The sequence below is a fragment of the Pedobacter cryoconitis genome, from assembly GCF_014200605.1.
Classification (GTDB): Bacteria; Bacteroidota; Bacteroidia; order Sphingobacteriales; family Sphingobacteriaceae; genus Pedobacter; species Pedobacter cryoconitis_B.
Genome location: NZ_JACHCE010000004.1, coordinates 534,099 through 545,950 on the forward strand (window position 1 = coordinate 534,099; position 11,852 = coordinate 545,950).

Genomic DNA, 11,852 nt, shown 5'->3' on the forward strand with positions numbered 1-11,852 from the left:
ATAAATTGGTAAAAAGAGAATTATTGAGATGCCGTTTGCTGGAGGAAATGGCCTTGCATGGTTATACTAGTCTGGGAAATTGGAAAGTGATAGTAATAATCATCAAGAATCATTTCAATAGTTAGCCTCGTTCGATAATTTGTGAAATTTATCCAGTTAAGGAGAGTATAAAGGCTCTTTGTTGTCTGAAAATCATTTCCTTTTTTTGGGGTTATCTTCCGGACTTCAGCAATGTTATTAGTCATCTGTGCCTGGTACTGTTTTTTTACACAGTCTGATATTTTCAGCGAATCAAGCAAGCGAACTATTGTAAGAGCAAAATGTTCAATACCTTTTAATTCAGTTGCTTTTAAGCCTGAGAGATCACTGTTTCCAAGTATCCGCAGAATGGTTTCATGGAATACACATACCTGATTGTAAGTGTGTTTAGCATTGATAGAATCAATCGATTCTTGCTCTTTTTGAGAGATGGGTTTGTTTGGCTTTTTCATACTCATTTTTAATTGGTTAAAAATTTAAATGAGTCTCAAAAGGATGAAAAATCAGTAGGGAAAGACTTCACATCTTTTGCACGAGGTACTGCTAAGAACCCATAAGTCATAGACTTAATTGACCACAAAAGACTTAAGTGAAGCCCTTCCCTACTAATTTTTGTATACGCAAATATACTAAATTTTTGGAAAGGGCATTTTCACTGGTCTTCTCGTGGTCATTTAGCAGTTTTCGTACGAGAGACTATTTTAAATACATAATCTACATCAGGTTTAATATTGAGAATTTTTGATTTACATAGCTATAAATTATCTTAACACAAATGTAAGCACAAATAATTACATATGGTAATTTTTAATTTACACATGGTAAGTATTTGGACCTGCCTACTTATTTAGTCCCCATTTTAGTAAAAAATGAGCTTTTATGACAATGAAGGACCTGCCTAAAAGAGAAATAGAATTGAAATTATTGCAGATAAAATCTTTGATCGAAAGCGGAGGAGTAAAGAAAATGCGTGATTTGAAAGACTCTAGCTCTACGAAAATTGCTAGTTATGCAGGTATTAATCAAGGACGGTATTCTTCTAAACTTATTAATCCAGGCGAATTTACTGTATCAGAAATACATAGAATTTCTTATGTGCTTGGTGTTGATCCAAAAATCCTAATGGAAATAATTACTCATGAGATCTTGCATGAAGAAGCGGTTAAGGTAAATGCAAATATTGAAAAAGAAAAATTGAAGAAATAGACTTTTGAGATTAAGTTATTCCTACTATAATCTACCTAATATCTCACAACTCAATATACCTACATAAAAATCAATCATTTAAATTTTAGTCACCTCATTTACCTCCTCTGGAATTAAGCCTAGATTTCACTATCATCTAAAAACCTCTTAGCTGGCCTATTAATTTTAAAACGTTCTCAAATGCAACAAATAAATAATGAAAGAAAATTATGGGTATTAAAATCCATAGAGGATAAAGATCGATCTAATCTGGCAATAGGCAGTTATAAGGATAAGGTTGATGAGAGTTATAATTACGACAACTATGTGCCTAATCATAAACAGATTAAACCAAATGATTTAATTGTTATTATAGACAAGAAGAAAATAATTGGTTTTGCAAAAATAAGAAATATCAGTACCACATTGGATGTGAAGACAATGAGGTCGTGTCCAGAAAGTGGGTGTACTAAATCTACCATCAGTGCCAGAAAAAAACTAAAACCAGCTTACAAATGTAGTAATGGTCACTTGTTTGACATCCCAAAAGAGATAGATAAGGAGATTACCAAATATACAGCCGAATATAAAGGCAATTACATACCATATAACTCTGTAAATATAACGCCTTTAGATCTAATACCTTACTACTACAAACTGAATCGCCAATTATCTATGCAAAGCCTTAATCAAGCTGCATTAGATTTATTCCCAGAAATAACATCAATTTTATTTGGTAGGACAGATACTCTACTCCTCTCTCCTGAAGAAGGAAATGATGAGAATGAATATCCTGAAGATGGTGGATATAATAGCAATAACGAAGATGAAAGGCAATCTGTTTCTAGACAAATCAAAGCGAGAAGAGGACAAAAAAAATTCCGAGATTCTTTAATAGAGCGATATGGCAAAATTTGCATGGTAACTGGCTGTACAATTCTTGACATACTGGAAGCTGCGCATATAAAGCCTTATAAAGGAGTTAAAGATAATCATGCAGCCAATGGTCTGCTTTTAAGATCTGATATTCATACTCTTTTTGACTTGAACTTATTGGCAATTGAGCCAAAAACACTGATAATTTATGTTCATGATCGAGCATTACCTGAATATGAGTATATACAAGGGAAGAAATTGTTGGTGAAAAAAGATAAATCACCTAGTAATAAGGAATTAGGAGTAAGATGGACGAGCTTTAAATGGCAGTAAAATTTCTTAAAATTTAATTTGCATTAATTCATTATAACAGTTATGTCCGACACAAAAATAGATCTAAATCGACCGAATTTAGATAAGCTAATTGATAATTTTATAGATATCATCAAAGCTATGCTTGCCAGAACAGGTGATAGAAAATCAGTATATAGTAGAATCATTGCGTCTTTTGATACAAATGAAACAGACCAGATCTTAGCAGCTGTAAGAAAAATATCGCACGACACCAACGATACATTTAGACTACATTGGGACTTTTCAGATTTGTACAAGGCAGCAAATCTTAATGAACAAGAAAAACAGTTATTTAAAGAGAGGGTGAAATCTATTGTTAGTGTTCAAAGTGAGTTTATTCCTGAAAATGGTTTCAGAGATTGGGATAACCTAGAGAACCTCGAACAAGATAATATTTTTGAAAGCGTAAATGCTGCACAAACAGAGGTTCTTCGAATATATATCGATGGAGAATGGGACATGCATAATGTTCACAATTTTTTGTTCAGATTTAGTGTGATTTATAGTCGATTTCTAGAATTGTATATCATGGGAAAATATAAATTGACGTATGATAACGCGCAATATAATTCATTACTTGGCAATGCTTATAACCTTGGAGATTTCAGTAACTTACAGATCCTACAAATGCATTATGCCTCCCCAGGTCATTTCGATTTCTTAGGCATTGGAAATATTTTCCAACAATTGATAGATATTATAAATAAAGTCATTCACTGGAAACAAGAATACAAGCTAGCCAAGTTACAGCGAACCAAGCAACAATTTGATCTAATAAAGGAAATGAAGCTTGATCTAGATAAACTTGGGCTAGATATTCAAACTAGGAGAGAATTAGAGGCTAAATTAGATGGTACTGCTAAAGAAATCTTCAACTGGCTGGAATCTGAACAAATTACGGCTATTGATTTTAAGCCAAAAGAATTAACAGATCATGAGCTAAGTGAGCATTGACGTCGAAAATAATATATTAATTAAGGCAGAAAAGGTTATACGAATGAGGAGAATAGTATAATAATATTTATCCTATCGTTTGTTTTTTGAGATAATTAGAGCTTGTAAAAGCTAAACAATCTTCTAAATATGATCAACACAGTTTTTTCGCCAATCATTTTTATCGAAATGTTCGGGTATCCGCCTTTTATATTCAAGGAAGCTCAACAAGTGGTACATGCTGAAGAAAAAGGAAAGGAAAGAGTATTTTTCTGTATTTTTGAAAAGCCGCATGTAATTCTGGCGGCGTTTATTTCAAATCCGATGGTTGGAAAAAATCACGTTAAACAACACTTTATTCCCGTTTGTTATTTGCGAGGTTTTAGTGGTAATGACAAAACGCTTTATGTTTATGATAAGCAGATCAGTAAAGCTTATTGTAAAGCCATTGAAAAAATTGGTTACGCAGACAATCTTTACCGGATAGACAAGAAATACCACAACAAAGAGACTAATGATCCTATCGATGAGAATTATTACGAGACCGAGTATTTTGCGAAAAATATAGAGTCCGAATATAACCGAATACTGATAGATATAAAGCGACGTGTACAAGAATGGCTCACACATAAAAATCCTACCCCTGCTTTTTCATCTAACGTGGATAAGGATCATTTTGCTGCCTATGTTGGCATTCAATATCTGAGGCTTCCCTGGGTCCGTGAAATGCATTATAATTCTTATCAGAAGTCTAAGGATAAAACACTGGAAATTATCAAGGCCTTTCTCATAAATGAAAATCCTGAGCTTGAGCCGTCAAGGGACCTCAAGTTCAAACACGATGAACGTTATGGAGCTGTGCTTCACTCATTTATCTACACTGACGCTAAAATCGTGAAAACCATGCAAGACAGGCTTTTAAACAAATCTTGGGCAATACTGGCTTCAACCGAAAGTAATCTTTTTACCAGTGACAATCCATTGGTGGTTATCAACAGATTGGGCGTAGAAGCTGCATTGGGAGATTTGACGATGCGTGGGGCTCAGATCATTTTTCCTATTGCCGGAAACTTGGCGATTTCCATGTGGGATCAAGACTATTTTGATCATAAAAAGCATGTTCTGGATGGCTTTAACCTAATTACATCCAAAGAGATAAGAACCCATAACCTCTATCAATATTTGAACGCTCGACAGCACGTATATCAGGCAACGAATGCTTTTTCAATCATTAAAGATGTTTTATCTAGGAATGATGGGGTTCATATGTGGTATCCACAACCTGGCTTCGAAGTGTATTAGATCATTTTTGATTGAACGGCTTTAACTTCCATGTCACCCTTCAGTTTTAAAAGTATTATGATAAGTGTTCTTAAAAAATATAGATAGTCCATTTTTTGGAGTTCAGGAGTGCGGTTGTTTGAACCGTGTAGGTATTTGTTCCGAAGGTCCATTGCATTGCTGAATTCTTTTTTGTTTAAGTAGTAGTTTAAATAACTTGATTCAGATTCGCTGAATAGTCTGATGCTGGTATTTACGATCCATTCAGCAATGAGCTGGTCAATCAACTTCTTTTATGTTGTATTTAGTCAAAAATAGTTGTTTATCAAGAGTCATTAATAGCAATTTAAATATGATTAATAGTCAATAGTTTTTTAAAATCAGAAACTGATGTAGCAAATCAAAGGCCCTACTTCTTGACCCAAATTATTTTTTAATGAAATTTGTTTAACAACTTTCATTAACCTCAAAAATAGCTTAGAATAAAAGCATACCCTTCTTTGCATTTCCATCTTTACCTTTAGGAATTAAGGGAGCCTCTTTATCTAGATCATCATACTCAACTGCAATTACACCAATAACTCCATCTATGATATTTATACTCTGATAAAGGATGAAATAAGGTGATATTTCTTCGTAATTTCCCACTCTATCGGTTAAAAATTTGCTAAATTTCTTAGTAGGCAAAATAAGAAGTCCTCCAATTATCTCCTTTTGGAGAATTCCAACGCCAATTTTATTTAAAGCTCGATGGGATGAAGATATATTTCCCGTTTCCCATTCTACTGCAAAGATACCAAATGATGTTTCTTTGATTGCATCAATAGGCCCAGGATTCATTCCCAATGCTAGAGTCATTCTCGTTTCTGTCTTCCAGCCTTTATCTTTTAAATATTTTATAAAATTATTCTTAATTGGGACAACACCGTTACCTTTCTGCACTGGATTAATACAGAACTTATCTTTTTCATTCCAAGATACGCACTTTATCGCCTCATTAACCTCATTCATTACAATCAAGAATTCAGCTGAATGACTAAAAACACCTTCCTTAATTAAGAATAATTCAGTCGCTATTTTCATTAAGATTTTCTAATAGTGAAATAATTTCAGAAGGTTTTTTGTCTAGTACTTTTGCAAGTTTAAAGAGCGTAACAATTGTAGGAACCCTTAATCCTCTCTCCAGTAACGATATATAAGTTCTGTCAAGACCACTATTATGTCCTAAATTTTCTTGAGAGATTCCTCTTTCTTCCCTAAGCTTTTTTAGTACCTGTCCAAAAAAATTTTCTAACATAGAAGGGCAATTTGAAGATATTTAACTAACACCACAACGGACTATAGTCTGCAATAAAAATTATATATTTGCTCCACACAAAAACATACTTAAGATGAAGAGCTTATACGCAATACTTGACATTGATAGAAAAGACAAGAAAAAAATCGACGAACTAGCAAAACAAATCGACTCTTCAACAAAAGCCTTAAACTATTATAACGATAACCATCTAATTCCTTCAACTAAAGAATTAGATAAAATTGGCGAAATACATAATCTAAATCCCTATCAAATAATGATTGAAATGGGTATATATTCACAATCTCTCAAGGCTCTACTTAGTCAAAAAGGATATGAAATAAGTAAACTACTAGGTATCCAACAAAACATTAAAAAGAAAAATCATAAAATAACTTATGAAACAGAGCTAGGAAAACTGTATCAAGGCGACTGTATAAGTCTTATGAATACAATTGAAGATTCAACAGTTGATCTAGTATTTGCTGATCCTCCATTTAATTTAAATAAATTATATCCTTCGATGATGGATGATAATATTTCCAAGCAGGACTATATTAAATGGACTGAGAGTTGGATAGATGAATGCATTCGTATCTTAAAACCTGGAGGAAGTCTATATATTTGGAATCTACCTAAGTGGAATGTATACTTTTCAGAATATCTAAGTCATCGATTAACTTTTAGAAATTGGATATCCGTAGACATGAAGTTTTCGCTCCCAATTTCCGGAAAACTATACCCATCGCATTATTCATTACTATACTTTGTAAAAGGAGAAAAACCTAATTCTTTTAAACCTGATAGAATGGCTATGGAAACCTGTCCTCATTGCTACAAAGAACTAAAAGATTACGGAGGCTATAAAAGCAAAATGAACCCTAAAGGCATTAATATGGGTGATGTCTGGTATGATATTCCACCAGTAAGACATTCAAAGTATAAAAAAAGAGTCGATGCAAATGAGTTATCAATAAAATTAATGGACAGAATTATAGAAATGTCAACTGAAGAGGGTGATTTAGTCTTTGATCCTTTTGGTGGATCAGGAACGACCTATAGTATTGCTGAAATCAAAAAACGTAAATGGTTGGGAATAGAATTAGGACCGACAGATATTATAATCGATAGACTTGAGAACAAAATTGATGATCAAGTACATCTTGAAAAAGTCAGAGAGAAGTACAATAGTTTATTTCCTGAAAAAATTAAAAATGAAAGAATAAAAAAAGGATTGTGGACAGATGACTCCTTTTTATGCCATACCTAACAAAACGGCAATATCTAATAAACTGTGAGGATGTAAAACAAACTGTGTCAACTAGTTAATTGTTAAATTAGAAACACAGTTTATTTTACACCCTCCATTTTAAAAGCTCTGTATATAAGGGAGAATACTATGTTATTTTAAAAGTTTATTTTGCAGAAATGATTCTAATTTATCCTTCTGCGAACATAAAAAATGTTCGATAACAATTGGTCTAACCTCTTGTAATTCCAAAGGGACATGTTGTATGTCCACAAATAGTGATTCCGATATACCTGGTTTTACATACCCCTTTTGTTCTAAATATCTCATGCCAATTTGAGCACCAGCATGTAAAAAAACCTTATTAGGTTCTATATTTAAATAAGCACCAATTCTAACAGTTGTATCATATATTGCTAGTTGTCCAAATCCAATTTCTTTTGCACTAGAAACAATTGCAAAAATTTCGTCGAATGAATTAACCTCTTTAAGATAATCTGTTTTTTTTAGTAGATTATTTCTAACTTTTTTTAAAGCGTCTGGAGAAACGCCAATTTGATGTCCATCCTTTGTATAACGTTTCTGATGATTATGTTTAATGAAATGACTTATGCCATTGTTTGATACTTCGAAAGTTCCATCAACAGCATGAACAATTAATTCAGTAAAATCAGACAGTTTTTTATAAAAACCAAGATATTTATCAAAATAATCATCATGACTGTCAAAAACTAACCACTTTTGAATAACTATGTTTTCTGGCGTTGTGGGTTTATAATATTTATAACGTTCGCTCGTGTAAACAGCTATTATTTGTTTTAAATCCATAATTTATGTTTTCAAGAAATACTTAAGCCTTAATGCTTCATTATGAACTTCTCTAAAATATTTTTCAAGGGGCCTAAAGTACTCATTATGCGATTTTATAATCGCATCGATATCCCCCTCTGACAATAAACTAGTATAGAAAAGCCAACCTAAAATCAATGAAGTCGTTTGGACCTGTTCTTTACCAAGTATATCCATAGCTATCCTACGTGCCTTTTGATCATCAGTTAAAAAAGATATTGAAACTTTTTTAGCAAATGCAATTGATGAAAGCTCTCCAATACCAATTGTATTTCTATTCTTTAAAACGAAATCATCCTGTAAATCTTCAATAGTTAAATTATAACATGTAACATTTCCTTTGTCAATTTCACTTTTTAATTTTGTTTGTAATTCTGCATCCATTTTGTTATGAATCGTCCGCGGTTTGTATAAACATTCATATTCTACAAATCCAGTAATTGAAAAAGAAAATTTATTTTCTAACAATACTGAATAGACTACAAGTGATGACAAGATATTCCATAATGAGCAACTATCTATCATATTAACCTTATTACAATTAGTTATATCAATGTTCATAAGACAAATAAAAATTATATTGAGAAAGTAGACTTCGTAACCCACCTTCATCCTCAAGAAACATCTCTGCTAATCGCTGTGATGATATTAAGCCATCAGAATACGCCCTATAACACGCCTGCACATAAAATTGTGATAATCCTTTCTCTAATAACTTTGATTTGGATTCGTATCTTTTATCAGAAAGATTTTGTAATTCAGGATCAACTTTATCGATCATAGGTATTTTGATACTTTTCAACTCATAATAAGTTGACTCATCTATAAGTTTTTCCTGCATTAACGATATGATTAGCGGTTGAATGTTAATTTTTAATTGTTTAGCCAAATTAATGACTACGTGCTTGTTCCATTGAATACCAACCCTCTTAGACATGATTTCTTTTGGAATGAGAAAATTAGATGCAAAAGTATTAGCTCTAATTTCACGTAAATCATGCTTATCCCAATTATTAAAAGATATATTTATATCCTCTTTAAAGTCGAATATTGCGTGCCCAACCTCATGTGCCACAGTAAAATTTTGTCTGTAAATATCTTCATCGTAATTTACTAGAATGCATTTGCCCGCTCTAGGGTGATTTATAAACAGACCGGAAATAGATGAGTTTTGTAGTTTCCTTCTAAAAATATGTATGCCCAGCTTCCTGAAAAGTCCATAAATATCAATGATTAGATCGTCTGGCTTTAAATTAAGCATTCGCCTTAACTCCAAAGCCGCATGGATGCCATGCATTTTATAATAATCGCCCTTGGGGGTAAAATCAAATTTTAACTCACTAAATTTAGTTAATTCAAATACCTGTTGCTCACACTCACATAAATAAAGAAATTCTTGAATTATCCAGCGATCTTGTTTAGAAAATTCTGCTCCATGTTTTCTATATAAAATTTGTACTTTGTCGATTGCTGATTTAATATCATTTGTAATAAAAAACTGGTAATCTTGCTTGTAAAAGTCTGCAAATATGAGAACTTCGTCACCACTAGGCATTTCTAGGCCCTCTTCAAGTTTTTTTAACCTGGGTATTGATATCCCAATTTTAACAGAAACTTCCGTTTGACTAAGATGTAGATTATCTCTACATCTTAGCAGCTTTTTTCCAAATACTATTAAGTCGAATGACATTGTAAGTTCAAGTTACATTTTAATAAGATGTTATTCGAAATTAATAAATAAAGGAATGATATTTTTACGGAATTCCGTAAGTAAAGACAACTTTCAAAATATATTGTAACTTGACCTCTCCCCTCCTAAATCAGCTCGAAAAAAGGGAGGGTTACAGGATATTGTCATTGAAAAAACTGGTCCGGTAAAATGTATATATACACAGAACTTGCTTCATGTTAACGAATACGCAGTTGATCACTTTGTACCTTTTGCATTTGTATCTCATGATTTGATCTGGAATCTTATTCCCGCAGATAAGAGCTTCAACTGTAGCAAATCAGACAAGCTCCCTATTTTCGACAAATACTTTGATAATTATTTCGAGCTGCAAGAATTAGCGATGAAAAATGTTTTTAGTTATTCTCCTAAAAACAAATTACTTCAAGACTACCTAACAATTCTACCTGATCTGTCACTACTGAATAGCCTGAGCAAAGAAGATCTTAAAAACAGATTTAAGGATAATATTTATCCTTTGATTACTATCGCTGCAAATAATGGTTTTGAATATATTTATATATCTTAATTATTTTGTAAAAGGAAAAACTGTTGAGTTCACGCTTAAGCGTGGCTGCCTTGGTTTGTTATATTGCAGCAACTTTCCAAAAGTCGTATAATGATAACAAAATTCAACCCTGTAACTTGAGATCCAGCCACAGAAAAGTTAATGCATTATTTCACTCTCGTGAACATTTTAAATAAAAAAATTTAGTGCAATTAATAATTAAATGACCTATTGTAAACTTTTAGCACGCTTTACATAACCGTCTAAATAACCAGATACAGTATGAATCATAGTCTGGAAAATGTTTTCATCTGGTATTGTTTCTGTGTGTTTATTAACGATATTACGACTGAATGCACGAACAATATGCCCCAAATTATCCCTAAGACTATCATCTTCTTTGTCAAAATCAACGATTATTCCTGGATACTTGGCTGATTCTTTGACAAGGTTCTCGTATAGATTGCTAAAGGAAACATCAGTAAATATTCCAGCACTATCAGAAATAGCCCCAGCTACAGAAAAAAATTTTAATGATGCAGTAGCAGATGCAAAAGTGGACCCCAGAAGCGGCCCTGTAGACCCTAAAGTGAAGGATATGTCTAAATATTTTCGCCCAACATTTTTACGATCATCATAATAATTTTTGCGTTCTGCAAAGTGAGCTTTATTGTATGATCTGATATTATATATTAAATTGTTAAAATTACTGACGGCTTGCGGGAAAAGACCTTGCACACGTCCCAAATTCATCAAATTTTCATGTTTGGTATATCCGTTAGATACATTTAATTTACCAAGAAACTCAGTTATCTTCTTATCAGTCCTAATTATCTCACCTGCCCGCGTTCTACCTTGTTGTCCATCTGCGGTAACAGTATCTATGAAACGACATTGATGTACCTGGGTACTAATAGTTCGCCCCTCTTCTATAAACTTAATCCATATACCGTTGAACTGTAGAGAATTTGTATTAGCCCCATCTGCCGAAAGCATAATATTATGTGATTTAATATGCCAGGTTCTCATAGTTTAATACTTTTAGTCAGGATAAGTGTTAATAGTAAAATCAAAGTTCCTATCATGAAAACTGTATACAGAAGAACATCTTTATTTTTTTTTAACTTATTGGCACGATAAATCGCAACACCAAAGACTACAGGTATAAAAATTGCTGCTAACCAGACACCTAAAAGTTTATTATAAGCTGCGCTAATCACTATAGCAATAAACCATAAAATAAAAACAGGATCTAATATCTTATTAGACTTATATTTCACCTGTTTATTTTCAGACTGTAACATTCTTTTCCGTTTATATTAGTTAAATGTAATAAATTATTGCAATAATATAATTTAATGATGATTTTGCACGATTAAATTACACTATAGATGAGGCCAGCCCGTATATATATAAAGGCTTTGGTATCGCTGCATCTGGATTAGGAAGGAAAGGTTTTGTAACCCTCCCAGAAAATCGGACTGTATAAAAGGCGAAAATTCGTAACTTTAAAACAGGAAGATGAAAAAGTCAGTAATCAGTGAAAGCCAGA

At 32.6% G+C, this 11,852-nt stretch carries 14 protein-coding genes; 6 read left to right on the plus strand and 8 right to left on the minus strand.

The window, feature by feature from the left end:
- Positions 1-20 precede the first annotated feature (20 nt).
- Positions 21-491 (minus strand): hypothetical protein, encoded by a 471-nt coding sequence (locus tag HDE68_RS15575; RefSeq protein WP_183883133.1) that lies wholly within the window; start codon positions 489-491, stop codon positions 21-23.
- Between the two features lie 427 nt (positions 492-918).
- Between HDE68_RS15575 and HDE68_RS15580 the strand changes: the two genes are divergently transcribed.
- From HDE68_RS15580 to HDE68_RS15595, 4 genes are all read left to right on the plus strand, one after another.
- Positions 919-1,245 carry a hypothetical protein gene (locus tag HDE68_RS15580; RefSeq protein ID WP_183883134.1) on the plus strand — a complete coding sequence of 109 codons (327 nt, stop codon included), beginning with the start codon at positions 919-921 and terminating at the stop codon, positions 1,243-1,245.
- A 180-nt stretch (positions 1,246-1,425) separates the two neighbouring features.
- Positions 1,426-2,433: an HNH endonuclease gene (locus tag HDE68_RS15585; protein WP_183883135.1), complete on the plus strand. Its 1,008-nt coding sequence runs from the start codon at positions 1,426-1,428 to the stop codon at positions 2,431-2,433.
- Between the two features lie 42 nt (positions 2,434-2,475).
- Positions 2,476-3,408: a hypothetical protein gene (locus HDE68_RS15590; protein ID WP_183883136.1), complete on the plus strand. Its 933-nt coding sequence runs from the start codon at positions 2,476-2,478 to the stop codon at positions 3,406-3,408.
- Positions 3,409-3,537: 129 nt separating this feature from the next.
- The gene (locus HDE68_RS15595) at positions 3,538-4,689 is read left to right on the plus strand and encodes a DUF4238 domain-containing protein (RefSeq protein ID WP_183883137.1); all 1,152 of its coding nucleotides are present in this window, start codon (positions 3,538-3,540) and stop codon (positions 4,687-4,689) included.
- A 456-nt stretch (positions 4,690-5,145) separates the two neighbouring features.
- Here HDE68_RS15595 and HDE68_RS15600 read toward each other — a convergent pair whose 3' ends face one another.
- Together HDE68_RS15600 and HDE68_RS15605 are read right to left on the minus strand one after the other, a co-directional pair.
- Positions 5,146-5,751, minus strand: a complete 606-nt coding sequence (locus HDE68_RS15600) for a restriction endonuclease (RefSeq protein WP_183883138.1) — start codon at positions 5,749-5,751, stop codon at positions 5,146-5,148.
- Entirely contained in the window at positions 5,735-5,965 is a 231-nt protein-coding gene (locus HDE68_RS15605; RefSeq protein ID WP_183883139.1) for a helix-turn-helix domain-containing protein, read from the minus strand. The genes HDE68_RS15600 and HDE68_RS15605 overlap by 17 nt, the downstream gene beginning before the upstream one ends.
- A gap of 94 nt (positions 5,966-6,059) precedes the next feature.
- Between HDE68_RS15605 and HDE68_RS15610 the strand changes: the two genes are divergently transcribed.
- Complete coding sequence (locus HDE68_RS15610) at positions 6,060-7,235, plus strand: DNA-methyltransferase (RefSeq protein ID WP_183883140.1); 1,176 nt, start codon at positions 6,060-6,062, stop codon at positions 7,233-7,235.
- A 132-nt stretch (positions 7,236-7,367) separates the two neighbouring features.
- On the opposite strand, the gene HDE68_RS15615 is transcribed toward HDE68_RS15610, so the two are convergent.
- From HDE68_RS15615 to HDE68_RS15625, 3 genes are read right to left on the minus strand one after another with little or no spacing between them, the layout of a single operon-like run.
- The gene (locus HDE68_RS15615; protein WP_183883141.1) at positions 7,368-8,042 is read right to left on the minus strand and encodes a hypothetical protein; all 675 of its coding nucleotides are present in this window, start codon (positions 8,040-8,042) and stop codon (positions 7,368-7,370) included.
- Between the two features lie 3 nt (positions 8,043-8,045).
- Positions 8,046-8,624, minus strand: coding sequence for a hypothetical protein (locus HDE68_RS15620; RefSeq protein WP_183883142.1), 579 nt, complete (start codon positions 8,622-8,624; stop codon positions 8,046-8,048).
- Positions 8,614-9,753: a helix-turn-helix domain-containing protein gene (locus HDE68_RS15625; RefSeq protein WP_183883143.1), complete on the minus strand. Its 1,140-nt coding sequence runs from the start codon at positions 9,751-9,753 to the stop codon at positions 8,614-8,616. The genes HDE68_RS15620 and HDE68_RS15625 overlap by 11 nt, the downstream gene beginning before the upstream one ends.
- A gap of 193 nt (positions 9,754-9,946) precedes the next feature.
- On the opposite strand from HDE68_RS15625, the gene HDE68_RS15630 reads away from it, so the two are divergent.
- Positions 9,947-10,321 (plus strand): HNH endonuclease domain-containing protein, encoded by a 375-nt coding sequence (locus tag HDE68_RS15630; protein WP_317617704.1) that lies wholly within the window; start codon positions 9,947-9,949, stop codon positions 10,319-10,321.
- 207 nt (positions 10,322-10,528) lie between these two features.
- Here the strand turns inward: HDE68_RS15630 and HDE68_RS15635 are convergent, their stop codons facing one another.
- On the minus strand, positions 10,529-11,329 hold the full coding sequence (locus HDE68_RS15635) for a hypothetical protein (RefSeq protein WP_183883144.1): 801 nt from the start codon (positions 11,327-11,329) through the stop codon (positions 10,529-10,531).
- A complete protein-coding gene (locus HDE68_RS15640) occupies positions 11,326-11,604 on the minus strand; it encodes a hypothetical protein (protein ID WP_183883145.1) in 279 nt (92 codons plus the stop codon). Before HDE68_RS15640 ends, HDE68_RS15635 begins: the two co-directional genes overlap by 4 nt.
- Positions 11,605-11,852: the final 248 nt, after the last annotated feature.